Source organism: Amycolatopsis sp. NPDC114503 (assembly GCF_055633655.1).
Genome location: NZ_JBVKDT010000001.1, coordinates 1,502,044 through 1,526,229 on the forward strand (window position 1 = coordinate 1,502,044; position 24,186 = coordinate 1,526,229).

Below are 24,186 nucleotides of genomic sequence, written 5' to 3' on the forward strand. Positions count from 1 at the left end.
CACACTGTAGTCGTGAGCGATCTCATCAACCACCGCATCCGGCGTTCGTGGACCGAAGAGGGCTCGGCCTCGGCCGGCCTGCCCGACCGCGCGGTCCGGTGGCTTGGCCAGCGTATCGGCCAGGTCGGCCTGGATCGAGGAGGGAAAACCGGCGCTCGAGGCCCGGTCGCCGAGTCCGCGCTGACTGTGCCCGTCCGTACCGAATTCGAGGAACTTCTCGGTGCGGATCACGTCCTCCTCGATCCGGAGGAACGCCTCGGCCGCGCCGGTGGTCTGTCCTATCTGGACCTCCTGCACGCGCGAGCGGGCGACGAGGTGCCGGTGCCGGACGCGGTGCTGCTGCCCGCGGACCCGGACCAGGTGCAGGCCGTGCTGGACCTCTGCGTGCGGCACGACATCGGCGTGGTCCCGTTCGGCGGCGGTACGTCGGTGGTCGGCGGGGTCGCGGCGCTGCGCGGCGACAAGACCGCGGTGATCGTGCTGGACCTGGTGCGCCTCGACGAGCTGGTGTCGGTGGACCCGATGTCGCGGATCGCGGTGCTGCAGGCCGGCGTGCGCGGTCCGGAGGCGGAGCGGCTGCTCGCGGCGCACGGGTACACGCTCGGTCACGTGCCGCAGTCGTTCGAGCGCGCCACGATCGGCGGGTTCGCGGCTACGCGTTCGGCCGGGCAGGCGTCGTCCGGTTACGGCCGGTTCGAGGACATGGTCGCCGGGGTCCGGCTGGCCACGCCCAAGGGCGAGTGGCGGCTCGGGGTCGCGCCGGCGTCCGCGGCGGGTCCGGATCTGCGGCAGCTCGCGGTCGGCAGCGAGGGCACGCTCGGCGTGATCACCGAGGTCGCGCTGCGAGTCCGGCCGTTGCCGGAGCAGCGGCATTACGAGGGCTGGATCGTCGACGGCTGGGAGGCCGGCGCGGCGGCAGTGCGGAAGCTCGCGCAGGACCACGCTTTGGCCGACGTCACCCGTCTGTCCGATGTGGACGAGACGAATGTGTCGTTCTCTCTCAACGCAGGGCTCAAGACCACTGCGCTGAAGGCTTATCTCAAGGCGCGCCGGATCAAGAACCCGTGTCTGCTGATTGTCGGCTGGGAAGGCGACGTCGCCCGGCGCCGTCGGCGGACGTCGGCGATGCTGAAGTGTTCCGGTGCCGTGCGGATCGGCAAGGTGCTCGGCGAATCCTGGCGGCACGGCCGGTTCAACGGACCGCGGCAGCGCGACGCGTTGCTGGATCTCGGGGTCTGCGTGGAAACCCTGGAGACCGCGGCTTACTGGTCCAATTTGGACGAACTGCACGACGCGGTGCGCGCGGCTTTGGTGGCTTCGCTGGGCCGCGCGATCGTGATGTGCCACGTTTCGCACGCTTACGAAACCGGTGCGTCGCTGTATTTCACCGTGCTGACTTCGCGCGACGACGCCGATCCCGTCGGACAGTGGCAGCGCGCGAAGGCGGCGGCGTGCGAGGCGATCACCGGTATCGGGACGATCAGCCACCACCACGCGGTCGGCGTCGACCACGCGCCGTACCTGGAGGCGGAGATCGGCCGGATCGGGCTGGACGTGCTGCGCGCGGCCAAGTCCGCGGTGGACCCGACCGGGATCCTGAACCCCGGAAAACTGCTCGGCTGAACGCGTCCGCCCGGGCAGACTGGCGCGGGTGAGCGATGCAGTGGGTTCCTTTCCGCAATACGAAGTGTTCGCCGACGAATTCCTCGACCACGCCCAGAACGGGTTCTACAACGCGCACTACGACCGCCCGGCCTGCCTGGAATTGCTGGGCGACGTCGCCGGGCAGCACATCCTCGACGCCGCGTGCGGCCCCGGCCTCTATGCCGGAGAACTGACCGCACGCGGCGCGCGAGTGACCGGGTTCGACCTCAGCCCGCGCATGGTCGAGCTGAGCCGCGAACGGGTACCGGCGGGCGAGTTCCGCGTGCAGGACCTGGCCGAACCGCTGACCTGGCTGCCGGACGCGTCGGTGGACCAGGTGCTGTTCGCCCTCGCGCTGGAGTACGTGGACGACCGGGTCGGCGCGTTGCGCGAGTTCCGCCGGGTGCTGCGGCCCGGCGGCGCGCTGGTGTTGTCGAGGCAGCATCCGACCGGCGATTGGCTCCGGCACGGCGGCAACTACTTCGACGTCCGGGTGGTCGAGGAGGTCTGGAGCCGCGGCTGGAAGGTGCGGTACTGGCTGGCTCCGCTGGAACGCACCTGCGAGGAACTGCGCGAGGCCGGGTTCCTGATCGAGCAACTGCGCGAGGGACGCCCGGCCGCCGAAGCTGCTCTGGTCGATCCGGAACGCCATGCCCGGCTGGCGCAGGAGCCGCTGGGCTTCCTGACCGTGCGCGCGATTCCGCGGGTCAGCTGAACGTGCGCTCCGGCGGCAGGACGGTGCAGGCGAGGCCGTGCCCTGCCGCTGGTTCGCCGATGAGCGACGCGGCGTCAGCCTGAGCCACGTCAGCGACGCGGACCGGAGAACCGTTGACCAGCAACGGAAACCGGATCGGAGAGGCCCCGACGTAAGCGTGCACTCCGGACAGCAGCACGCCGTCCAGCCGGATGTCGGCGTGGTCCAGCGTCGCCAGGTCGTACCGGTTCCCGCGGCCCTCGCAGACATCCAGCACGGCCAGCTGTTCCGGAGTCGCGAACCAGACGAAGTGGTCCTCTGTCACGCCCGGCAGCGCGGTAAGCGTTGCCGGGCGCTGGCCGTCGCGCTGGCGCAGCCCGGCGGCCCACACCGCGGCGAGCCCGGTGCACTGAACGCGAGCCGCGACGACCGGCCCGGTCAGCCCGAGCCGGGTGCGCAGCCAGGTGATCTTCGACGGGCACGCGTTCGACCCGTACGCGAGCACCGGCGTGCGCGAACGCCACCCCGGCGGCGCTGTGTCCAGTGCGTGGCCAGCGCCGTCGAGGTGCACGTACGAGCAGTCCGGCCGCGTGCCCGGGTACGGGTCGGCCGGATAGTCCGCGTCGGCGAAAAGGATCAGAACTCCACCACGCTGCGCAGCACGTCGCCGTGGTGCATGCGCTCGAAAGCCTGCTCCACGCCGTCGACGCCGATCCGCTCCGTGACGAACTTGTCCAGCGGCAGCCTGCCCTGCAGGTAGAGGTCGACGAGCATCGGGAAGTCCCGCGACGGCAGGCAATCGCCGTACCACGAGGACTTCAGCGAGCCGCCGCGCGAGAAGAAGTCGATCAGCGGCAGGTCGTTGAGCTTCATGTCCGGCGTGGGAACGCCGACCAGCACGACAGTGCCGGCGAGGTCACGGCCGTAGAACGCTTGGCGCCAGGTCTCCGGACGGCCGACCGCGTCGATCACGACGTCCGGGCCGAACGAGTTCGTCGCGTCCTGCATCGCAGAGACGACGTCCTCCTCGCTCAGGCCGCGGCTGTTGACCGTGTGCGTGGCCCCGAAGTCCTTGGCCCACTGCAGTTTCCGGTCGTCGGTGTCGATCGCGACGATCGTGGTCGCCCCGGCCAGCTGCGCGCCCGCGATGGCCGCGTCGCCGACGCCGCCGCACCCGATCACCGCGACCGAATCACCGCGCCCGACCGCGCCGGTGTTGATCGCCGCGCCCAGCCCGGCCATTACGCCGCAGCCGAGCAACCCGGCGACGGCGGGTTCAGCACGCTCGTCGACCTTGGTGCACTGTCCACTGTGGACGAGCGTCTTCCCGAGGAACGCTCCGACCCCCAGCGCGGGCGACAGCTTCGTGCCGTCGGTGAGCGTCATCGGCTGCTCGGCGTTGAAAGTCGAGAAGCAGTACCAGGGCTTGCCGCGCTTGCACGCCCGGCAGGTGCCGCAGACCGCGCGCCAGTTGAGGATCACGTAATCCCCGGGCGCGAGGTCGGTGACGCCCGCGCCGACTTTGTCCACCCGCCCCGCGGCCTCGTGCCCGAGCAGGAACGGGAACTCGTCGTTGATCCCGCCCTCGCGGTAGTGCAGGTCGGTGTGGCACACCCCGCACGCCTGCACCGACACGACGGCCTCGCCCGGTCCGGGATCAGGCACCACCACCGTCTCGAGCGTGACCGGCTCACCCTTGGCCCGTGACACGACTCCCTGGACCTCGTACGGCATGCGCACAACCTTTCACCTGCGACGGCGTTCCCAAGCCGCAGCTAATCACGGATCATGCGCATATCGCCATAGCCCGGATCGGTTCCCTATTCGCCGGTCGCGCCGTCGGCAAGCTCGCGCACCACGTCGAGCTGCCCGACGTGCCGGGCGTACTCCTGAAGCAGGTGAAAGAGGATCCAGCTCAACGCGGGCGGCTGTGCCGGAGAATCGAAGCGACCGCCGCTGCGGGCGATGTCCTGGAGCTGCGCACCGGACACGATCGCCCGGGAGTCCGCGCACGCGTCCAGGAAGAGCGTTCGGATTTCGTCCGCCGATTCCTCCGCGCCGACCGACCACTTTCCGGTCTCCGGGTCGTTCTCGCCCCAGACCGGATCCACGTCCTCGCCCAGGAAACCCCAGCGCAGCCACCGTCGCTCCACGAACGCGAGGTGCTTGAGCAGCTCGAGCGGAGTCCAGCCCGACGGGAGCCTGCTGGTGCGCAGTTCGTCGTCGGACAGACCGTCGAGCTTGCGCAGTAGCGTGTCGCGGTAGTAGTCGAGATAGGCGAGCAACAGCTCGCGGGGGTCGCTCAAGGTGTCCGAGGGCTCGCTCACGGACGGCACTGTAACGCCGGAATCGCTAAGCGGACCAGCGCGTTTACGGCGTGATCAGGTAAACGACCCCGCCCGGACCACCGGCCACCGCGCCGCTCTCGGTGTGCCGCTTCGTGCGCTGCCAGATCTTCTCGAACTGGTCGCGCTTGTACACCGTGCGCACGCGGCCGTCGGAGCTGGACGCCGGGTCGTTCGCGATCACATCGCCCGCCTGGGTGAATCCGACGACGACCATCAGGTGTCCGGCCGTGCCGTAGCCCGCGCCGTCGAGTTCGCTGGCCAGGAACGACTGCGAGGTGATCACCGGGATGCCGCGCGCGATGTAGCCCTCGAGTTCGTTGAGGTCGTGCAGCCGCGTGATGTGTCCGCGCAATCCGAGCGAAGCGGCGTACGCGGTGTTGAACGGCCAGTTGCCGGTGCCGTCGTAGGCATAGTCGTAGGTGCCGCGCGCGGCGTAGACGACCGACCGGTCCTGGTAGTCCGCCGGGATCCAGTCCATCTGCTGCGCGGACGGCTTGCGGCCCCAGTACTCGGCGACCATCTCGGTCGACGTCGGGCTGCACCAGGCTTCGCCGCCCCCGCCGTACTGCGGGAACTGTCCTTTGTGGATGTTCTGGGCGAACGGGGGCACGTTCAGCTCGATCCCGCGCGCCCGGCCGGGTTTGGTGGTCTGGACGTCGAACCGGTCCGGAACGTTCGAGGTCATCGCCCCGAGCGAGGACAGCGTCGGCGTGGTCGGCGAACCCTGCTCGCGGTAGAGCGTCACGCGCAGCTGGTACGAGCGCAGCGTGACGCCTGCCTTCGTGGCGAGCGTGTCGACGTCGACCGAGGCGTTGGCGTCGCTCTGCCCGTCGACACTGGTGCGGTGGATGTCGGCGTCCCCGCTGGCCCAGCGGCCCATTGTGTACCAAGTGGTTTCGGCCCCAGCCGAAGTCCGGCCGCGCGCCTGCACCTCCAGCCACGTCTTCGCCGGGGTGCGCGCGTTCCACGACGCGATCAGCTGCGTCGCGTCGAAACCCTGCCGGTACTTCGGCGACGTCCAGGTGCCGTAGTCGTAGGTGCGCGTGGTGCCGAGCCCCGGTTCGGTGTGCGCGACGCTGCCCGCGGGATGCGTGATCCGCAGGCCGCCGTAGCCGAAGCCGAGCCCGTCGAGCCTGCCCGCGAAGAACGAGCCGGACGACCATTCGTGGTAGTCGATGGCCTCGTCGTTACGCGCGTGCTGCGGTTCGGCAGCGGCCTGAGTCGCACCAGCCGTGAGCATGACGATGGACAGTAACGTGACCAACCCGCGAACCCGCATTCCGGCTCCGTCCCCAGACCCCAGTGGTAGCCAAAGATTTTCGCCTTCCGGAGCGGGTAAGTAAAGAGCCGCCGCTACAACACTGCTTGCGTCTGGGTGATTTTCGCGGCCAGCTTGCCTTCGTCATCGTGGATTTCGGTCTCGACGACCACGACGCGGCGCCCGGTGTGCAGTGGTCTGGACGACGCGGTGGCGTACCCCGAACGGACGCCGCGCAGGAAGTTCGTCTTGGATTCCAGCGTCGTTGTGCCCTGCGCGCCCTCGGGAAGATTGAGGAACGCGCAGACGGCCCCGGTCGAATCGGCCAGCGCCATCAGCGCCCCGCCGTGCAGCACGCCGCCGAGCGTGCACAGCGATTCGTCCCACGCGATCCGGCTGCGGACCAGGTCCGCGCCGTGCTCCAGCACCTCGATGCCGAGCCGTTCACTGAACGGCATCGTCTTGTGGAACAGCTGCGTACCCTCGACGTCGGTCATGCCGAGCAGTCAACCGCAGCCGGACGCATGGCGTCGATTACCTCGCGGGTAATCAGCTGAGCGGGTTGGTGAGCAGCAGTTCGGTGTTGCGGTCGCCCGCCTCGCCGACGTGGCTGAGGTTGGCGTGGATGTCGTTGTAGGAGAACTCGCGGTACATCGAGGCGAGCGCGTCGGGGGTGCGGGCGGAGTAGTCCACGGCGTACGGGGCGTCGGCCTCGATGAGCGTGGTGAACACCGAGAGCGTGCCGTCGTGGTTGTCGGCCAGCTCGATGATCCGCGCGTGCTGCGGGAAGTCGATGTGGCTGGCGGTGTTGATCTCCCAGAAGCTCTGCGCCGGGGTCTTGCCGGCGTGCGGGGTGATCTTGTTGAGATGGGTGTGCCCGTTGACCCAGGCCACGACGTTCGGGAAGCGCTGCAGCATCGCGACGAACGTGTCTCCGTTGAGCCGCGGGTCGAGCAGATGGCGCGCGTCGGGCAGGAGGTTGCCCATGGTGCCGCTGGTGTGGTGGCTGAAGAGGACGAACAGCTCGTCGGTCACGGAGTGGGTGATCTTGCGGCCGAAGAAGTCGTAGTACGTCGAGCTGTTCCGCTTGAGCGTCGACTCGACCCAGTTGAACTGCGCGAGCCCGATCGACCCGTCCGCGAACCCGCCCTGGGTGGTGGTGTCGAGGCTGATGCCGGTGACGCCGGGCGCGATCCGGAAGGTGTAGTAGACGTTGCGCCCGTCGGAGTTGGCGTCGGTGAAACCGTGCCCGACCGGCCCCGGCCCGGTGTTCTTCGCCGCGAGATGCGCCTTGACGAACTCCGAAGTGCTGAACGGCCGCCGGCGCGGATCCGGCGTGACCTCGCGAACGGTGCCGCCGCCGAACAACTCGCCGAGCGGCACGCTCTGGCCCTGCTGGATGGCGGTGCCGAGCTTGCGCGCGCTGCTCTCGTCCTTGCCGATGACCTTGTATTTGCCGGTGTACCAGGCCTCGATGCCCGGAATACCCTCCGGCAAGGTGCCCACGACGCTGTCGTCGTGATTGCCGAACGTGCAGTACCACGGCAGGTTCAACCCCGGCGCGGTGAACGACGAGATCCCGGCCTCCAGCAGTCCGGGGATCTGCGGGAAGCCCTTCTTGGTGTAGTCGTCGGCGAGCCGCGTGCCCGGATTCCAGAACTCCGGGTTGCCCGACGCCTGGACGCCCTCGTAGCGGTTCGGGTCGCCGGAATTGGGCGTGATCGCGCCGCCGTTGAGCGTGGTGAGGAACCAGTCGAGTTCGAGCAGCTCGTGGTTGTCGGTGTTGTCGCCGGTGGTCATGACGAAGTCGAACTGCCGCCCGGTGAACGGCCCCGCGCGGAGGCTGTTGACCCGCTTGACGAGCGCGCTGGTCGCGACCGTGCCCAGGGTCTCCTGCGGCCGGTGCGCGGACCCGATGAACGGATGCAGATACTCGAACCGGGCAGGCGATTCGGTGTCGGTGATATGCAGGTCGGTGAACTGCACGAACGCCCCGAGCGCAGTCCGCCGATCGTCACGCCCGGCTTTAGCCTCGACAAGATCCGCCCGCACAGCAACCGGCCATCCCGGCCCGGCGGACAACCGCGAGTACCCAGTCGGCGCCCCGGAAGCCGCCTGATCCAGCGTGGTCCCACCAGTCCGGACGGCCCGCTGACTGGTCCGCCTCAACGCCCGGTCCAACGCGTTGGCGGTCGGAGTGCACAGCAGCAACCCCACCCCGGCCACGCCCGCGGCAGTGAACGCCCGCCTGGTCAGTTCCGCCATGTCTCACTCCCCGTCTCGCCGTGCTCACGGCACGCTCCCGGACCCCGATGACCGTCCGGTGAACTAAGCCGAAGCAGAACGCGAAGGTCTCTCACCTTTACCGTGACAACGCGGGAGACTCTGTCACACAGGGCCAGGTGCCACTACCGCCGAACGGAGGGCGAGATCACGACTGCGAGCCGTCTGTGAGGGGACCCCTCACAGACGCTGATTCCCCCAGGGTTCCCCTCACAGCCCAAACTCGAGGGCAGGATGCCGCACCCCAACGCCACTTTGGATGCTCCAGATGCCCCGAACGCCACCTTGGGTGAGTCAGATGCACCGAACGCCACATCGGTGCAGTAACCCCACCCGCCAAAACCGCAGACCACCCACCACCCAACCGCAGCCCGCGCACACAAACCCACCAGCGCACCCACACCACCCCCGCACCCCGATACGAAGCCAAAAATGCGGTCTGGGGTTGCTTGTCAAGGCATCTTTCCCGCCTCGACAAGCAACCCCAGACCGTCATCACAATCGGGCTTCGGGGTGCCCCCACAACCCCCACGCGCAATGTCGCCGCCAGGCGACGAGCCGACCCCGACCCCCCCAAGACCTCAGCAGTAAAACGCGCAGGTAGCCCCCACCGCGGACAACGACACAAAGAACCAAATCAAGAAAATCACCGCCGGAATAGCCGCCAGAATCCCGCAAACCAGCCCGGCGATCCCCATCCCCTGCCCAGTCCACCCAGGCTTCCCCGCCTGCACCATCCCCGCCCAAGACAGCCCGATCGCCGTAATCGCCGCGACCACGTCGAAGAACGGCACCCAGAAGAAGATCAACGCAACAATCCCGACGACCATCCCGGCCACCGCGAGCCCGCTGGTCTTCAACGGCACACCCCCCGGATACGGAGCGGCATACGGCGACCCGTACATCGGCGCCCCATAAGGCACCGGCGCCTGGCCATACCCCGGCGCGGGCATAGGCCCAGACGGATACCCAGGCGCGGGCACCGGCCCTGAGGGATGACCCGCCGGGTCTTGGCCGGGGTAGGGCTGCTGCTGGTACGGGTCCGTCATGGGTGCACTCCTGCTACGACTGTTGCGACGGTGAGTCGTCGGCGGCTAACGGCGAAACGTTACGCGCGGTCGCCGGTCGATGTGACGGTTTTCAGCCTTTCAACCCGGATTCGGTGACCCCGCGTACCAGATAGCGCTGGAGAAACGCGAAGAGCGCCACGATCGGCACGATCGACAGCACCGCGGCCAGGAATAGCAGGTTCAGCTGCGGGTTCTGCGAGGTGAGCAGCCCGGACAGCGCGACCTGCACCGTCCACGAGTCCGGCGACTGCGCGATGATCAGCGGCCACAGGAACGCGTTCCAGCTGCCGATCACGGTGATCACCGCGATCGCGGCGAAGAAGCCGCGCGAGTTGGGCACCACGATCTTGCGGAAGACGCCCCAGCGGGACAAGCCGTCGACGCGGCCGGCGTCTTCCAGTTCCTTCGGGAAGTCCAGGAAGTACTGCCGGAACAGGAAAACGCTGAACGCGCTGAACAGGCCCGGGATCACCAGGCCGCGGAAATCCGAGAGCCAGCCCAGCGTCGACACCACCACGAAACTCGGCACGAACGTCACCGACGTCGGGATCATCAGCGTCCCCAGCACCGCGTAGAACACCGGCTTCGAGTAGCGGTACGGCACTCGCGCCAGCCCGTAACCGGCGAGTGAGCAGACCACCAGCAGGCCGACGGTTTGAAGGACCGCGACGACGACCGAGTTCACGATGCTGCGCGCGAACGGCACGTCGTGCTGGTCGAACAGCTTCGAGAAATTCTCCCAGTGGATCTGCTTCGGCCACAGCGTCCAGCCCGGCGCGGTGAGCTCCGCGCGCGACGCGAGACCGTTGCGCAGCAACAGGTAGAACGGCAGCAAGAACAGGATCGCGGCCACTATGAGCGCCGTCCAGCGAAGCACCGCGCGGATCATGTCGCGCTCCGATCGAAGCGGAAAAGCTTGCCCTGCAGGAGAGTGACCACGGCGATCAGCAGCGCCAGGATGATCGCGCCCGCGCTGCCGCGGCCGAGATCCTGGCCGCCGGAGCCGAGGGAGGTGTAGTAGAGGTACACCAGCGGCGGCCGCGCGAACGGCGGGTAGCCCCGGGAATCGCCCATGATGTTGTAGAACTCGTCGAACGCCTGATAGGCGTTGATCAGGTTCAGCAGCAGGACGGCCACCGACGTCGCGCGCAACTGCGGCAGCGTGATGTGCCGGAAAACCTGCCAGCCCGGTTTCGCGCCGTCGAGCCACGCCGCCTCGTACAGATGTTGCGGAATCCGTTGCAGCGCGGCGAGGAACAGGATCATGTAGAAGCCGAGCTGCAGCCACAGCCGGGCGGTCACCAGCACGATCCAGTACAGCGGCGGGTGCACGGTGCCGGTCCACGCCACCGGGTCGATGCCGAAGACGCCGAGCACGGTGTTCGCGAGGCCGTAGCGGACGCCGGAGAACAGCGACGTCTTCCAGATCAGCGACGCCACCACGTACGAACACGCGAACGGCAGGAAGAACACCGAGCGGAAGAACGCCTTCGCGAACCGCAGCTGGTTCACGCCGACCGCCAGCGCCAGCGACAGCACGAACGTCAGCGGCACGATGAACACCGCGAACACGCTGAACGTGCCGAGGCTCGCGACGAACGGGCCGTCGGAAAGCATGTGCGCGTAGTTGTCCAGGCCGACGAAGACGCTGGGGGTGACCGTGTTGCGCGCGTCGAAGAACGACAGGTACAGGCTCCACCCGATCGGCACGTAGGCGAAGATCGCCAGTCCGAGCAGGAACGGGCCGACAAACCCCCAGAACGCCAGCGTATCCCGGGTTTTCCGGGACAGCTTCATCCGAAAAGGCGTTTCAGCTCGGACTGCGCGACGGTGACCGCGGCCTTCGTCTGCGCCACCGGGTCCGTGCCCTCCTTGGCGATTTTCGCGACCGCGTCCGACAACGCGGTGTTCGACGTCTGTGTCCACACTGGACCGCCGATGAGGTGGCTGTTCTCCTTGACGAACTTCACCACGTCCGCGGCCGGACCGGTTTGCAGCGTCTGCGCTTTGTCGATCAGGCTTTGGCGGGCGGGCACGTGGAAGCCGTAGCGAGTGGCGAACTCGAGCTGGCTGTCGGTCTGGTCGATCCACAGCCATTTCACGAACGCCTTGGCCTCGTTGACGTGCGCGCTCTTCGCGTTGACCATCGCGCCGTACGCGCCGACCGGAACCGACGGCTTGCCGCTGTCGTCCAGCTTCGGGAACGGCAGGACGCCGAAGTCGTCGTTGAGCGCGTCGCGGACCTTCGGGACGTTCCACAGTCCGGTCCACTGCATCGCGCAGAGCCCGTCGACGAACGCACCCGGGTCCGACCAGTCGGCGGGAGCGCCGAGCAGCAGGGAACCGTTGGTGTTCAGCGTGTGCAGCTTGCTGAACGCGGCGGCCGAGCGCGGGTCGTCGAAGCCGACCTCGCGGTTGTTGTTCTTCAGGTAGTCCAGCCCGGCCGACCACAGCAACGGCCCGGTCAGCGTGCCGACGCCGCCGTCATTGCCCGCGAACAGGCCCTTCACGCCGTCCTTCGACAGCTTGCTGGCGGCGTCGATCAGCTCGTCCACGGTCTGCGGCGGCTGCACGCCGGCGGCCTGCAGCATGCTCTTGCGATAGAACAGCACCTGCGTGTCGGTGGCCTGCGGAATGCCGTAGACCTTGCCCTCCACGGTCTGCGCGGCGAGCACGGCGGGGCTGAAGTCGTTCTTGACCGGCCCGATGATGTCGTCCAGCGACACCACCTGGTTCTGCCGGACCCAGTCGATCTTCACCTGCGCCTCGAAGACGTCCGGCACCGGGCTGTTCTGCAGCGCGGTGACGATCTTCGAGTCGTAGTCGCCGGGGTTCCACACCACGTTGACCTTCGCGCCCGGATAGCTGGCCGCGTAGTTCTTGACGGCTTCCTGCACGCCGTCCTCGCCGTAGGCGTGGTACCACTGCTGCAGCGGGACCTTCGGGGCCTGCGACGGGGTCGAAGCGCCCGCCGACATCGCCGTGGACGGCGGCGGATCCCCCGGCCGCCCGGTATTCGACCCGCACGCCGCCGCGACCGCTCCCACCGCCGCCGTTCCCGCCAACGACAGGAACGCCCTCCTGCTTCGCTGCTGCATCCCCAGTTCTCCTCCGACGTGCTGGGAAGGACTCCTTGCGTGCAACAGATTCCCGCACGAAGTCCTTCCCAGGCCGACAACTCGCCGGAGATTTACCGCTCAGAGGTGTGAGATGTCGAGCTTTCCCTCGGAGTAGGACGCGCGCAGCCGCTTCTTGTCGAACTTGCCGACACTCGTCTTGGGCACCTCCTCCACGAACGTCCAGTTCTCCGGCAGCTGCCACTTCGCGACCTTGTCCGACAGGTACTCGCGCAGTTCCTCAGCGGTGACCTGCTGGCCTTCCTTCACCACGACGGCGACCAGCGGCCGTTCGTCCCACTTCTCGTCCGGGATGCCGACCACCGCCGCCTCGGCGACCGCCGGATGGCCCATCACCGCGTTCTCCAGGTCCACCGACGAGATCCACTCGCCGCCGGATTTGATCACGTCCTTGGCGCGGTCGGTCAGCGTCAGGAAGCCGTCCGGACTGATCTTGCCGACGTCGCCGGTGCGCAGCCAGCCGTCGTGGAACTTCTCTGGATCGATATCGGACCCGCCGTGGTAGGCGCCCGCGATCCACGGACCGGAGACCTCCAGCTCGCCGACCGCCTCGTTGTCCCACGGCAGTTCCTCGCCGTCGTCGCCGATCAACCGGGCCGCCACGGACGCCGGGAACCGGCCCTGGGTGTAGCGGTAGGCCCAGCGCTCGTCGCCGGTGGCACTGGCCGGCGGGCGCGCGACGCTGCCCAGCGGCGACGTCTCGGTCATGCCCCACGCGTGCAGGATCGGCACGTCGTAGCGCTCCTCGAAGGCGTGCATGAGCGACGGCGGCGCGGCCGACCCGCCGACGACCACCTCGCGCACGTGGCTGATGTCCTGCGGGTTCGCGTCCAGGTGTGCGAGCAGGCCCTGCCAGATCGTCGGCACCGCGGCGGCGAAAGTCGGCTTCTCCGCGGCCAGCAGCGCCGCGATCGGGGCCGGCTGCAGGAACCGGTCCGGCATCAGCAGCGAGGCACCGACCATCATCGCCGCGTACGGCAGGCCCCACGACATCGCGTGGAACATCGGCACGATCGCCAGCGCGAGGTCTTCCTGGGCGAGCCGCATGCTGTCGGTCATGCAGACCTGCATCGAGTGCAGCCAGATCGACCGGTGCGAGTAGACGACGCCCTTCGGGTCGCCCGTGGTGCCGGACGTGTAACACATCGCGGCCGCGGCCCGCTCGTCGATCTCGGGCCAGTCGAACTCGTCGGACTGCCCGGTCAGCAGCTCGTCGTAGGAGTGCACGGTGACGCCCTCGGGCGCGGTCAGCGCGGACGCGTCGCCGTTGGCCACGATCACGTGCTTGACCGTCTTCATCCCCGGCAGGTTGCTCGCCAGCAGCGGGACGAGCGTGCCGTCGACGATGATGACGTGGTCCTCGGCGTGGTTCGCCACGAAAACCAGCTGTTCGGGGAACAGCCGGATGTTCAGCGTGTGCAGCACCGCGCCCATGGCGGGCACCGCCAGGTAGGCGGCGAGGTGCTCGGCGTTGTTCCACATGAACGTGCCGACCCGCTGGTCGCCGGTGACGCCGAGACCGCGCAGCGCGTTCGCCAGCCGGGCGGCGTGCTTGCCGAGTTCCGCGTACGTCTCCCGGCGGGCTTCTGAACCGGTCCAGGTGACGACTTCGCTCTTCGCGTGCACCTTCGTGCCGTGGCGCAGCAGCTTCGCGAGCGACAGCTGTCCGTCCTGCATCGTGCTCAACATGGGTGACTCCCGTGGTGCTCGTTCGCCGGTGAACTGGGGTGCGCCCGACTCTAATGCGCATCCGCCGGATCGGGCACGAACAAGTTCGGTCACGGCTTGTCGGACCCCTCCCGCCATCGGGTGGCGGCCCCGGCCGTTCATGATCCACTTCTGTCGCGCTTTCTGTTGCGGGACAAGAAAATGCGTTGTGTTAACTGTGCGGAAATACACTCCCGTTCGGGTGAGGTAATGGGGGTGGAAATGAGCCCTTCGAGGCCGTTTTCACAGGTCGCGAGGGGTCCCCTCACGCAGGTCCGCCATGCCCGTCGACGGGTGATAAGTGCGTGTCGGTTGCGCGTACTGCGGGCACGTGGCGTTTACTGGGGCCGTGGTAAGTGACGGCTGGCCAGCGCTTGCAGCTGCAAGCATCGGCTGAGACCGTCGGCCGCGAAAGCGGAGACCTGAGAGGAAAGGACATTACGTTGGCTCTGCCCACGTTGACTCCGGAGCAGCGCGCCGAGGCCCTCGCCAAGGCGGCAGAGGCTCGTAAGGCGCGTTCGGAGCTGCTCGCTTCGATCAAGTCCGGCAAGGAGAGCATCGAGTCGGTGCTCAAGCGGGCCAAGGAGAACAAGACCGTCGGCAAGACGAAGGTCACGCAGCTTCTCAAGGCGGTGCCCGGCCTGGGCGCGGTCAAGGTCGCCGCGCTGCTCGAGCAGGCGGGGATCGACCCCGACCGCCGGGCCGCTGGCCTGGGCGAACGGCAGCGCGAAGCGCTGATCGACGCGCTCAAGTAACGCTGATCCGGCGGCCGCGGGGAAGGTGTGCGCGAAGATGTTGCACCGGCAACACTTTCCCCGCGGCGCTCCCGGATCCTGAGACGCTGGTGGAGTGACGACCAGTACCGCGCCGGTGACCCCGGCCGAGACCACCGTCCGCTACCAGCGCGGCGACTTCCTGTTCGCGACCGCCCGGCGGGCCCTGCTCGCCCGCGGCGCGCTCGGGACCGTCACCGACGCCGACCCTCGCCGCCTCGCCCGCTCGGCAGCCGCTGAGCTGGACCGTTCCGGCGTGCCGCTCGCCGTCGGCGTGCTGCCGTTCGACACCGGACCCGGCGCTGCCTCGCCGGGGCACCTCGTGCTGCCCCGGACGGTGCATCGCGCCCAGGCGGATGCCGAGACCCCGGCCGCTCCGCCCGCTGTCGACCTGCCCGCTCCCGCGGCCACCCGGCGGCTCCCGTCCGCCGACGGCCACCGCGAGAACGTGCGGGCAGCTGTCGCCGCCCTGCACGACCGTGACCTGCGCAAAGCCGTGCTGGCCCGCGCGCTCGAGCTGGAATTCGACGCACCGATCCCGGTCGAGGGGATCGTGCGCAATCTCGCGCGCGGCAACCCGCGCCACTTCACTTACGCCGCCGAACTGCCCGGCGGCCGCACTCTCGTCGGTGCCACCCCTGAGCTGCTGCTTTCCCGGGCCGGCGACTCCGTGTTCACGACCCCGCACGCCGGGTCGATGCCGCGTTCGGCCGATCCGGAGACCGACCGGGCCAACGGCGAAGCCCTCCTCGCGTCCGCGAAAGACCGCGAGGAGCACGACCTGGTGATCGACTACGTCATCGAATCGCTGCGGCCGTTCTGCCGCAAGCTCGACGTCCCCGCCGGTCCTGAGCTGGTCTCCACGCCCGCGATCTGGCACCTGCGGACGTCCATCACCGGCGAGCTGGCGGACCGCTCGGTGACCGCGCTCGACCTCGCCGCCGCGATGCATCCGACGCCGGCCGTCTGCGGCACCCCGACCGTCGCCGCGCGCGACCTGGTGCAGGAGCTGGAGCCGTTCGACCGCGGCTACTACGCCGGCGCGGTCGGCTGGGTCGACGCGGCGGGAGACGGCGAATGGGCCGTCGCGATCCGGTGCGCCGAGGTGGCCGAGAAGTCGATGCGGCTCTACGCGGGCGGCGGCATCGTGCCCGCGTCGGACCCGGACACCGAGTACCAGGAGACGATCGCGAAGTTCCGCACGCTGCTCGGCGCGATGGGGCTGGACGACAGCGCGTCGTGAGCGGTGAAGCCGGTTAGAACCGGCTTCACCGCTCACGAGCTTTTACGGCAGCCAGCGCTCCTCGGTGACGCTCAGGCTGTCCGCGGTCAACGCCGCGACCGCCGCCCGATGCCCGTCGGCCGCCTTGAGGTCGGCGAGCCGGGTCCGTGCCGGGTCGAGCGCTTCGTCGCCGGACGCCACCAGCTCGGCGGGGGCGTCGTAGCGGGAGAACGTGATGCTCTGCAGCGGGATCTTCAGCCCCTTGCCGGTGGCCTTCATCACCGCTTCCTTGCGCGTCCAGTAGATGAAGAACGCCGCCGACCGCTCCTCGTCCGACAGGCCCGCGACGGCTTCCCGCTCGGCCGGGCTCAGCGCGTACTCGACGAGCGAGGCGTCGGCTTTGCGGCTGGCGGTTTCGACGTCGAGGCCGACTGGCACGCCGTCAGTGACCGCGAGGCCGATCAGGTTGCCCGAATGCGAGATCGACAGCACGAGGTCCGAACCCGGCACGCGCGGCCGGCCGTGCGGTTTGCCGCAGTCGTCGCAGGTCGCGTCGAAGCGCACGGCCTCCGCCGCGCCGCCGAGACGTTCCGCGACGAGCGTCTTCGCGAGCACCCGGCCGGTCAGGAAGCGGCGCTGGTCGATTTCGAGCCGGTACGCGTCGTAGCGGCCGCGCTCCAGGTCGTCCAGCAGCTTCAGGTACCGGTCCTCCGCGGGCAGCGGTTCGGACCAGCGCACCACGATTTCGGTCACCGGCATACCCTCCCTCGTCCGCCTCCGATCTTGCCCGGGTGCGCCGAGGTTTGTCATGCCCCTACCGGCGAACGCGGCGAAGGCCCCCTCGGAGTCCGAGAGGGCCTTCGCGGCGGAGATGACGAGTGCTAAGACTTGTTCTTGTCGCGCATCGCGATCGGGACCCCGGCTAGGTCCTCCTCGTTGCACAGCAGTTTCACGTCGTAGTAGGGCGAACCCTGTCGCTCGTCGTAGTCTAGGTGGATCGCGAGGACGTCGAGCGGTTCTCCCAGCCACTCCTGCGCTTGGCGCAGCCATACTGCGCAGCGCTCGAGCGCGCTGGGCAGGTCGTCGTCACGAAACTCGACTGGCCGATACGGGACGTCCTGGACCTGATCGCGCGGGTTTGAGGGTGCGGGCAGGCCAGGCGAGAGTCCCGAGTCGTCCAGTTCGAGTTGGATCGTTTGCTCAGTCACCCTTCGAGCGTCCCCCACGTTCGCCGTCTGAGCAAGGCGTATGGCGCTAAAAGCCCTCTTGGACAGGCAAGTCCCACACCTGGGCGACCACTTCGAGGCATTGCCGGAGGTCGTGGGCACGCACCGCGACCGGATGTCCGAGCACCCGCAATGCCAGTTCCGCGTAGTGCGCGGCCAGGTCTTCGAGCTTGAGCGGGCCTTTCGGCGAATACCACCTGGCCACGCCGCTGCACATTTCCAGCAATGCGAGCCGGGTCACGGCCGGTTGTGCGGTGTGGAACACGTTTGCCGCGGCGCCGTCTTCGATCGCGTTCGCCCAGTACTGCTCGTATTCGTCCCGCAGCGCGACGACCTGGGCACGCGCCGGAGCCGAAAGCGCGTCGACTTCGTTGTCCACCACCCGGGTTTCGCCCGGCTGGGCAGCGTGCGCGAGGACGTGCAGCGCGACCAGCGTGCGCATCCGGACCACCGGATCGTCGCTGCCCGCGGTGGCCTTCGCGACCGCGTCGATCAGGCGGCGCAGCGAGGTCGTCATGATCTCGACAAGAAGATCTTCCTTGGTGCCCATGTAGTGATAGAGCGTCGCCGAAGAAAGTTCGGCCTCCTGGGCCAGATCCCGAATACCTGTGCCGTGGAAACCCTTGGTGGCGAACAGTTTCACGGCCGCCGCCCGGACGCGTTCGGCGCTGCTCACTGCCACTCTCCGGTGCTGCGGTCCCAGGAGCCCGCGCGGAGGTCGGCGACCTTGCGCAGCTCGCCCTTCGCGACGCGTTCCGACGGCGTGCGCGGCAGGTCGTCCGCGAACGTCCAGAACCTCGGCACCTTGAAGTAGGCCAGTTGCTGCGCGCAGAACTCCGCCAGTTCCTCGGGCGACGGACGGTGCTCGCCGCACACGACGTACGCCTTCACTTCCTCGCCGCGCAGCTCGTCCGGCACCGCGAGCACGGCCGCGAGCTGCACTTTCGGATGTTGCAGCAGCGCGCGCTCGACCTCGTCGGCGGAGATGTTCTCGCCGCTGCGGCGGATCATGTCCTTCGTGCGGCCGAGGTAGTAGACGCGGCCCTCGGCGTCCATCCGCGCGAGGTCGCCGGTGTGGAACCAGCCGCCGGCGAAGGCGCGCGCGGTCGCTTCGGGATCCTCGTGGTAGCCGTGCATCAGCCCGATGCCGCGGATCAGCAGTTCGCCAGTTTCGCCGCGCGGCAACGGTTTCCCGTTCTCGTCGGCGATCATCGCCTCGCGGTCGCGGGTCGGCCGTCCGATGCAGCCGGTGCCGACCGCGGCGTCGTGATCGGCCTCGGAGACCCGGATGTCGCCGCCGGTCTCAGTCATCCCGAACGCCTCGTACCACGGCACGCCCCAGCGTTGCTCCAGTTGGGCGTGCAGGTCGGGCGGGATCGCCGAGGCGCTGATCGCGCGGACTCGGTGGTTCCGGTCGTCCGGATGCGGCGGCTGGCGCAGCAGCAGCGTCGGCATCAGGCCCAGGCAGTAGAACCAGGTGACCTCGTACTCGCGGACCTTCTCCCAGAACGTGGAGGGGTGGAAGCGGTCCAGCACGACGAGCGTCGCTCCGGCGGCCAGCGCGAGCGCGACGTTCCACTGTGGATCAATGTAGTGGAATGGTTGTGCGGTAAGGAGAATGTCGTCTTCGCTGACGGAGGGGAAGCCGGTAGCGAGGCCGATCGCGAGCGTGGTCCAGTACCGGTGCGGCAGCACGCAGCCCTTCGGCGCGCCGGTGGTGCCGGAGGTGTACTGGATGTTGACCGGCTGTTCGGCGACCACCTGCTCGGGTTCGTAACGCGTTTCCGACTGCAACGCGTCCGGGGTGAGGACGCGTTCTACGGCCGTTTCCGGCGCGATTTTCTCCAGCAGTTCCACGAACTCTTCGGCGGCTACCGCGAGTCGCGCACCGGAGTGGCGCAGGACGTGCGCGCCGTCGAATTCGCGGTAGTTGATGTTCACCGGGACCAGAACTGCGCCGAGTTTGGCGAGTGCGAGCCAGAGGAGCGGGAATTCCGGCTCATTGCGAAGCATCACCGCGACGCGATCGCCCGCCTGGACGCCTTGGTCTCGGAGTGCTTTCGCCAGACGTCCGCTGCGGTCGTCGACCTCGGCGAAAGTGAATCGGGTGCCGGTGCTGTCGAAGATCCACGCCGTCCGCCCGGGCCAGAGCTGCGCGGCGCGCGTGACCAGGGCGACCAGGGTGTCGACGTTCTGCAACGGCGTCACGCCCGGCTCCGGAACGCTTCGGTCGACTCGCGGACGGCGGCCGAGTGCTCGGTGATCAGGGCGTGGGTGACCTCCAGTTCCAACGCGGAGTCGAAGGCGTGGTCGATCCCGGCGTCCAGCGCCCGCTTCGCCATCGCGGCGGCCTCCGGCGGGTGATGCGCGATCTTCTCCGCCCAGCCGAGCGCGAGGGGCATCAACTCGTCGGACGGCACGGCGGCGTTGACGAGGCCGAGGTCGTGTGCGCGACGGCCGTCGAACCGGTCGCCGAGCAGCAGCAGTTCCTTGGCCTTGACCGGCCCGACCAGCAGCGGGAGCAGCCTCGACGCGGCACCGGTGACGCTCAGCCCCAGCGAGACCTCGGGGAACGCGAAGACGGCGTCCTCGGCGGCCAGGATCAGGTCGCAGCCCAGTGCGAACTCCGCGCCCGCGCCGATCGCGTACCCGTGCACGGCGGCGATCACCGGCTGACGCAGCGCACGCAGCCGGCGCGTGACGTCCTGGAGCCGCTCCAGCCTCGCCCGCGAATCACCCGCGGGGGTGGGTTCCTTCAGGTCATGCCCGGCGCAGAAGGCGCGGCCGTTGCCGGAGAGGAGGACGACGCGAGAGTCGCTGTGCGCGACTTCCTCCAGCGCGGTCAGGAAGTCGTCCACCAGCACGGGCGCGACGGCGTTGAGCCGCTCGGGCCGGTTCAGCCGGATCTGCGCGATGCCGCCCTCGACGGCCAGGTCAACGGTGCTCATGGGAGGGAGCCTAGACGTTCGATCGATCGATCGATAGTGTCCAAGGCATGCAGGTTGACGCGGTGTACGAGAACGCCAGGCTGGTCACCGGCGACACCGCGCTGGCGGTGCTGCACGGCCGGATCGTGGCGCTGGGCGACGACGCGCGCGAGCTGTCCGCCCGCCGCAGGGTGGATCTCGGCGGGGGCTTCGTCGCGCCCGGGTTCCACGACGCGCACAACCACATGGCCTGGTTCGGCATGGGCCTGGACGACGTGCCGCTGAGCGACTGCCGCAGCGTCGACGAGGTGTACGACGCCGTGGCGCGACGCGCGGCCGAGCTGCCCGCCGGGAGCTGGGTCGTCGGCAGCGGCTACGACCAGAACAAACTCGCGGGCGGCGAACACCCCGACCGGCACGGCCTGGACCGCGCCGCCCCCGGCATGCTCGTGCGGCTCAAACACACGTCCGGCCACATGACCCTGGTCAACTCGGCGGTGCTGGACCAGCTGGACCTGGCGAACGTCCCCGTCGGCGGCGACGTGGCGCTGTCGGCCGACGGGTCGCCGACCGGCCTGTTGCGCGAACAGGCGCAGTTGTTGTTGCGTCCGCTGACGTACCCGACGCCGCTCGAGTCCGTGGTCCGCGGTCTCGACCGGGCGAGCCAGCAGTACCTGTCCGAGGGCATCACGAGCGTCCAGGAAGCCGGAATCGGCGGCGGCCTGGTCGGCGAGACGCCCGCCGAGCTGGCCGCGTACCAGCTCGCGCGCGAACGCGGCGTCCTGCGAGTGCGGAGCACGGTGATGGTCGCCGCGAGCGTCCTGCACGACCTCCCCGACGGCGCCGGCTTCGGCCTGGACCTGGGCCTGCGCACCGGCCTCGGCGACGAGTGGCTGCGCGTCGGCCCGATGAAGCTCTTCGCCGACGGCTCGCTGATCGGCCGCACCTGCGCGATGCACGAACCGTTCGCCGGCGAACCGGACAACCGCGGCTACTTCCAGGTGCCCGAGGACGAGCTGACGCGCACCATCCGCCAGGCTCACGACGCCGGCTGGCAAATCGCGACCCACGCCATCGGCGACCGAGCCGTCACGGTGGTCCTGGACGCCTACGAAGCCGCCCTGGCCGCCACCCCGCGCCCCGACCACCGGCACCGCATCGAGCACTGCGCCGTGCTCCCGCCCGCGGAGCTGACCCGACTTGCCTCGCTGGGCCTGATCGCGTCCCCGCAAGGCCGATTCGTGAACGAACTCGGCGACGGCATGCGCGCGGCCCTCGGTGAATCGCGGGTGCCGTGGTGCTACCGCCTGCGCAGCGTCCTGGACGCCGGCTGCGTGCTGCCCGCCAGCTCAGACCGCCCGGTTGTCGACGGAGCCCCGCTGCTGGGCCTCGCCGACATGGTCCACCGCCGGACGTCCACCGGCGAACCGTTCTCGGTCGAGGAAGCGCTGACCCCGGCGGAGGCCCTGCGCGCCTACACATACGGTTCGGCGTACGCCACCTTCGCGGAGAGCTACATCGGGACGCTGGAGCCGGGGAAGCTCGCGGACTTTGTGGTGCTGTCCGCGGATCCACTGTCCACTGTGGAGGACGCCCAAGTGCTCGGCACGGCGGTGGGCGGCGAGCTTCTTTACGAGGCCTCGTGATGGGGAGGGCTTCGTTCGGGGCGGCTCGCGGGCTGGGTTGCTCGGCGGTTGGCTTGGGTGCGCGGGGCTGTTCGCTGGTTCGCTTGGGGGCCTCTCGCCGCCCTGCGGTTGGCTTGGAAGCCCTTCGCCGTCCGGCGGTTCGCTCGGTTGCACCCAGCCGCTCGGCGGTGCGGTTGGGTGCGCGGGGCCGTTCGCCGGTTCGCTCGCACGCCCTTCGCAGCCCGGCGATTCGCCTGGTCGCTCCCAGCCGTTCGGCGGTCCGGTTAGGTGCGCGGGGCGGTTCGCTCGTCCGCTTGGGTGCTCCTCGACGTCCGGCGGTTGGCTTGCGCGCTCTCCACCGCTCACCGGTGAGCCTGCGCGCTCCCCGCCGTGCGGTGGCTCGCCAGCCGAGCCCGTCACCTCACCTGCCGACTCATCCGCCTATTCACTTGTCGATTCACCGATCAACAGCCACCAACTCCTTCCCTCTCGCGATGCTCCACACCGGCTCCGCCGCGCCGGATTCCTGCTGTCTTGCTCTGATACCTGCACCGTAACCGCCACCACCGACAAAAAAGGGGTGCCCGATGCCCGTTCGCGACGCCGTCTTCGAGGACGTCGAGGAGATCTGCAGCCTCATCGAGGAACACGCGGTCTACGAGGACAAACACGACCTCAAACTCGACCGCGCCGAGATGAGCGGCCACCTGTTCGGTCCGGAGCCGAAGGCGTGGGTGCTGATCTGCACGCCGCCGGGACGTCCGGATCTCGTTGCCGGGTTCGCCTTCTGCAGCTGGAATTTCTCCACCTGGGAGGGCCGCCCGGGGATCTGGCTCGACGACCTGTTCATCCGTCCGGAGCACCGCAGGCACGGACTCGGCCGAGAACTGCTGGACGCGTTGCGCGCCCGCACGACGGGGCGGGTCGAGTGGGACATGCAGGCGGGCAATGCCAAGGCGGAGGCGTTCTACGCGCAGCTCGGCGCGGAGCCGGTGCCGGGATGGGTTCGCTACCGCTGGCGGCCTTGATCGAGCAGCCGCGTCGGTCTTGAGCGAGGGGCGACTGCGGCAGGGACGGTCGTGCGGACCGGGCGGGCGGCTGCGGCAGGGCTGGTCGAGCGGCCCAGGTCGGGCGGCTGCGGCAGGGGCCTGGCCGGGGTGGCGCGATCGGGTAATCGTTGCGGGCTCGGTCAGGTGGCCGCGTTCCCATGGCCGGACAGTCGCGGCGGACCGGGCCGAGGACCGCGACCGGCCGGGCGGCCGCGAGGAGCTGTCCGGAGCCGCGCAGTTCCTGACTGGGTGATCGTGTGTCCTGATCGGGAAATCGCTGAGGGCTGGCGGGGTGACCGTGTTCCCTTCGCCGGACCGGCGACACAGACCAGCGACACAGACCAGCGACACAGACCAGCGACACAGACCAGCGACACAGACCAGCGCGACAAGACCAGCGCGACAAGACCAGCCGACGGCCCATGACGGCCCTAACCCGCCGACCACAACAGACCGGGCCCCGTATCGTATGCGGCATGGGAGATGGTTCCGTCCGGAGGTCGTCGTCGGTCGAGGACTACGTGCGGGTGATCTACGGGCTGGTCGAACGGGGCGAGGCGGTCACCAACGCGTCGCTGGCCGGGCGGCTTGAGGTGAGCCCGTCGTCGGCGTCGGGCATGGTTACGAAGCTTTCGCAGCTCGGACTGGTCGCGCACGTGCCCTACCGCGGCATCGAGCTGACCTCCGAGGGGCGCCAGCTCGCCCGGTCGGTGCTGCGCAGGCACCGGCTGATCGAGACGTACCTGGTCTCCGAGCTCGGCTACACCTGGGACGAGGTCCACGCCGAGGCCGACGCGCTGGAGCACGCCGTCTCCGATCGGCTCGTCGAGCGCATCGCGGCCAAGCTCGGCAATCCCGTTCGCGATCCGCACGGCGATCCGATCCCGGCTCCGGACGGCAGCGTCGAGGAGCTTCCGATGCGCATTCTGGACGACCTGCCGCCCGGTGCGGTCGGCGAGATCGTCCGGGTGTGGGACACCGATCCGGACCTGCTGCGCTACCTCACCGAGCACGCGATCGGCCTCGGCGAGCGGATCGAGGTGGTCGAGCGGCAGCCGTTCGGCGGGCCGATGGTGGTGAAGGTCGGGCAGCCGCCGGACGCCGCCACGCACGCTATCGGCAAGGAGATCGCGCAGGCGTTGTCCGTCACCCTGCGCTGACGCGCACGAGGGCTGCGCTCCAGGGCGTACGCGCGAATGTCGCTGCCGAACGGATGTGGCGGG

Annotated in this window: 23 protein-coding genes; 7 read left to right on the forward strand and 16 right to left on the reverse strand. The window is 69.0% G+C overall.

Annotation, left to right across the window (positions count from 1 at the left end; all coding sequences use genetic code 11):
- Positions 1–12: 12 nt before the first annotated feature.
- Together ACZ7OI_RS07380 and ACZ7OI_RS07385 are read left to right on the forward strand one after the other, a co-directional pair.
- Positions 13–1,623 (forward strand): FAD-binding oxidoreductase, encoded by a 1,611-nt coding sequence (locus tag ACZ7OI_RS07380; RefSeq protein ID WP_470263262.1) that lies wholly within the window; start codon positions 13–15, stop codon positions 1,621–1,623.
- Positions 1,624–1,651: 28 nt separating this feature from the next.
- Positions 1,652–2,359, forward strand: coding sequence for a class I SAM-dependent methyltransferase (locus tag ACZ7OI_RS07385; protein ID WP_470263263.1), 708 nt, complete (start codon positions 1,652–1,654; stop codon positions 2,357–2,359).
- On the opposite strand, the gene ACZ7OI_RS07390 is transcribed toward ACZ7OI_RS07385, so the two are convergent.
- The 11 genes from ACZ7OI_RS07390 to ACZ7OI_RS07440 all read right to left on the reverse strand — a co-directional run bounded on the left by ACZ7OI_RS07390 (position 2,352) and on the right by ACZ7OI_RS07440 (position 14,123).
- Positions 2,352–2,909, reverse strand: coding sequence for a gamma-glutamylcyclotransferase (locus ACZ7OI_RS07390; protein ID WP_470263264.1), 558 nt, complete (start codon positions 2,907–2,909; stop codon positions 2,352–2,354). The two genes, ACZ7OI_RS07385 and ACZ7OI_RS07390, sit on opposite strands and share 8 nt — an antisense overlap.
- 65 nt (positions 2,910–2,974) lie before the next feature.
- Positions 2,975–4,072, reverse strand: coding sequence for an S-(hydroxymethyl)mycothiol dehydrogenase (locus ACZ7OI_RS07395; protein ID WP_470263265.1), 1,098 nt, complete (start codon positions 4,070–4,072; stop codon positions 2,975–2,977).
- Between the two features lie 86 nt (positions 4,073–4,158).
- Entirely contained in the window at positions 4,159–4,665 is a 507-nt protein-coding gene (locus ACZ7OI_RS07400) for a DinB family protein (protein WP_470263266.1), read from the reverse strand.
- Between the two features lie 43 nt (positions 4,666–4,708).
- A complete protein-coding gene (locus ACZ7OI_RS07405) occupies positions 4,709–5,965 on the reverse strand; it encodes a peptidase C39 family protein (RefSeq protein WP_470263267.1) in 1,257 nt (418 codons plus the stop codon).
- Between the two features lie 74 nt (positions 5,966–6,039).
- Complete coding sequence (locus ACZ7OI_RS07410; RefSeq protein ID WP_470263268.1) at positions 6,040–6,441, reverse strand: PaaI family thioesterase; 402 nt, start codon at positions 6,439–6,441, stop codon at positions 6,040–6,042.
- A 52-nt stretch (positions 6,442–6,493) separates the two neighbouring features.
- Entirely contained in the window at positions 6,494–8,209 is a 1,716-nt protein-coding gene (locus ACZ7OI_RS07415) for a TIGR03767 family metallophosphoesterase (protein WP_470263269.1), read from the reverse strand.
- A 599-nt stretch (positions 8,210–8,808) separates the two neighbouring features.
- Complete coding sequence (locus ACZ7OI_RS07420; protein WP_470263270.1) at positions 8,809–9,276, reverse strand: DUF4190 domain-containing protein; 468 nt, start codon at positions 9,274–9,276, stop codon at positions 8,809–8,811.
- A gap of 91 nt (positions 9,277–9,367) precedes the next feature.
- Entirely contained in the window at positions 9,368–10,186 is an 819-nt protein-coding gene (locus ACZ7OI_RS07425; RefSeq protein ID WP_470263271.1) for a carbohydrate ABC transporter permease, read from the reverse strand.
- Positions 10,183–11,094, reverse strand: a complete 912-nt coding sequence (locus tag ACZ7OI_RS07430; protein ID WP_470263272.1) for a carbohydrate ABC transporter permease — start codon at positions 11,092–11,094, stop codon at positions 10,183–10,185. The genes ACZ7OI_RS07425 and ACZ7OI_RS07430 overlap by 4 nt, the downstream gene beginning before the upstream one ends.
- Positions 11,091–12,395 carry an ABC transporter substrate-binding protein gene (locus tag ACZ7OI_RS07435; RefSeq protein WP_470263273.1) on the reverse strand — a complete coding sequence of 435 codons (1,305 nt, stop codon included), beginning with the start codon at positions 12,393–12,395 and terminating at the stop codon, positions 11,091–11,093. Before ACZ7OI_RS07435 ends, ACZ7OI_RS07430 begins: the two co-directional genes overlap by 4 nt.
- 99 nt (positions 12,396–12,494) lie before the next feature.
- Entirely contained in the window at positions 12,495–14,123 is a 1,629-nt protein-coding gene (locus tag ACZ7OI_RS07440; RefSeq protein WP_470263274.1) for a long-chain fatty acid--CoA ligase, read from the reverse strand.
- A 461-nt stretch (positions 14,124–14,584) separates the two neighbouring features.
- On the opposite strand from ACZ7OI_RS07440, the gene mihF reads away from it, so the two are divergent.
- Together mihF and ACZ7OI_RS07450 are read left to right on the forward strand one after the other, a co-directional pair.
- Positions 14,585–14,896, forward strand: coding sequence for an integration host factor, actinobacterial type (gene mihF / locus ACZ7OI_RS07445; RefSeq protein WP_020664542.1), 312 nt, complete (start codon positions 14,585–14,587; stop codon positions 14,894–14,896).
- A 94-nt stretch (positions 14,897–14,990) separates the two neighbouring features.
- Positions 14,991–16,157, forward strand: a complete 1,167-nt coding sequence (locus ACZ7OI_RS07450; protein ID WP_470263275.1) for an isochorismate synthase — start codon at positions 14,991–14,993, stop codon at positions 16,155–16,157.
- Between the two features lie 42 nt (positions 16,158–16,199).
- Here ACZ7OI_RS07450 and ACZ7OI_RS07455 read toward each other — a convergent pair whose 3' ends face one another.
- The 5 genes from ACZ7OI_RS07455 to ACZ7OI_RS07475 all read right to left on the reverse strand — a co-directional run bounded on the left by ACZ7OI_RS07455 (position 16,200) and on the right by ACZ7OI_RS07475 (position 20,310).
- Positions 16,200–16,889, reverse strand: a complete 690-nt coding sequence (locus ACZ7OI_RS07455; RefSeq protein ID WP_470263276.1) for a 4'-phosphopantetheinyl transferase family protein — start codon at positions 16,887–16,889, stop codon at positions 16,200–16,202.
- A gap of 128 nt (positions 16,890–17,017) precedes the next feature.
- Positions 17,018–17,344, reverse strand: coding sequence for a hypothetical protein (locus ACZ7OI_RS07460; RefSeq protein ID WP_037810987.1), 327 nt, complete (start codon positions 17,342–17,344; stop codon positions 17,018–17,020).
- A gap of 46 nt (positions 17,345–17,390) precedes the next feature.
- On the reverse strand, positions 17,391–18,038 hold the full coding sequence (locus ACZ7OI_RS07465) for a TetR/AcrR family transcriptional regulator (protein WP_470263277.1): 648 nt from the start codon (positions 18,036–18,038) through the stop codon (positions 17,391–17,393).
- Complete coding sequence (locus ACZ7OI_RS07470; protein WP_470263278.1) at positions 18,035–19,570, reverse strand: ATP-dependent acyl-CoA ligase; 1,536 nt, start codon at positions 19,568–19,570, stop codon at positions 18,035–18,037. Before ACZ7OI_RS07470 ends, ACZ7OI_RS07465 begins: the two co-directional genes overlap by 4 nt.
- Complete coding sequence (locus ACZ7OI_RS07475) at positions 19,567–20,310, reverse strand: enoyl-CoA hydratase/isomerase family protein (protein ID WP_470263279.1); 744 nt, start codon at positions 20,308–20,310, stop codon at positions 19,567–19,569. Before ACZ7OI_RS07475 ends, ACZ7OI_RS07470 begins: the two co-directional genes overlap by 4 nt.
- Positions 20,311–20,357: 47 nt before the next feature.
- Between ACZ7OI_RS07475 and ACZ7OI_RS07480 the strand changes: the two genes are divergently transcribed.
- The 3 genes from ACZ7OI_RS07480 (at position 20,358) to ACZ7OI_RS07490 (ending at position 24,123) form a co-directional block, all read left to right on the forward strand.
- Positions 20,358–21,935, forward strand: coding sequence for an amidohydrolase (locus tag ACZ7OI_RS07480; RefSeq protein WP_470263280.1), 1,578 nt, complete (start codon positions 20,358–20,360; stop codon positions 21,933–21,935).
- A gap of 566 nt (positions 21,936–22,501) precedes the next feature.
- Positions 22,502–22,942 (forward strand): GNAT family N-acetyltransferase, encoded by a 441-nt coding sequence (locus ACZ7OI_RS07485; protein WP_370933880.1) that lies wholly within the window; start codon positions 22,502–22,504, stop codon positions 22,940–22,942.
- A gap of 497 nt (positions 22,943–23,439) precedes the next feature.
- Entirely contained in the window at positions 23,440–24,123 is a 684-nt protein-coding gene (locus ACZ7OI_RS07490; protein ID WP_101437417.1) for a metal-dependent transcriptional regulator, read from the forward strand.
- The last annotated feature ends 63 nt before the right edge of the window (positions 24,124–24,186 follow it).

Coding starts and splice junctions, on each gene's coding strand:
- ACZ7OI_RS07395 (WP_470263265.1), bottom strand. CDS start 4,072: ATGCCGTACGAGGTCCAGGGAGTCGTGTCACGGGCCAAGGGTGAGCCG.
- ACZ7OI_RS07405 (WP_470263267.1), bottom strand. CDS start 5,965: ATGCGGGTTCGCGGGTTGGTCACGTTACTGTCCATCGTCATGCTCACG.
- ACZ7OI_RS07410 (WP_470263268.1), bottom strand. CDS start 6,441: ATGACCGACGTCGAGGGTACGCAGCTGTTCCACAAGACGATGCCGTTC.
- ACZ7OI_RS07415 (WP_470263269.1), bottom strand. CDS start 8,209: ATGGCGGAACTGACCAGGCGGGCGTTCACTGCCGCGGGCGTGGCCGGG.
- ACZ7OI_RS07420 (WP_470263270.1), bottom strand. CDS start 9,276: ATGACGGACCCGTACCAGCAGCAGCCCTACCCCGGCCAAGACCCGGCG.
- ACZ7OI_RS07425 (WP_470263271.1), bottom strand. CDS start 10,186: ATGATCCGCGCGGTGCTTCGCTGGACGGCGCTCATAGTGGCCGCGATC.
- ACZ7OI_RS07430 (WP_470263272.1), bottom strand. CDS start 11,094: ATGAAGCTGTCCCGGAAAACCCGGGATACGCTGGCGTTCTGGGGGTTT.
- ACZ7OI_RS07435 (WP_470263273.1), bottom strand. CDS start 12,395: ATGCAGCAGCGAAGCAGGAGGGCGTTCCTGTCGTTGGCGGGAACGGCG.
- ACZ7OI_RS07440 (WP_470263274.1), bottom strand. CDS start 14,123: ATGTTGAGCACGATGCAGGACGGACAGCTGTCGCTCGCGAAGCTGCTG.
- ACZ7OI_RS07475 (WP_470263279.1), bottom strand. CDS start 20,310: ATGAGCACCGTTGACCTGGCCGTCGAGGGCGGCATCGCGCAGATCCGG.
- ACZ7OI_RS07480 (WP_470263280.1), top strand. CDS start 20,358: ATGCAGGTTGACGCGGTGTACGAGAACGCCAGGCTGGTCACCGGCGAC.
- ACZ7OI_RS07485 (WP_370933880.1), top strand. CDS start 22,502: ATGCCCGTTCGCGACGCCGTCTTCGAGGACGTCGAGGAGATCTGCAGC.
- ACZ7OI_RS07490 (WP_101437417.1), top strand. CDS start 23,440: ATGGGAGATGGTTCCGTCCGGAGGTCGTCGTCGGTCGAGGACTACGTG.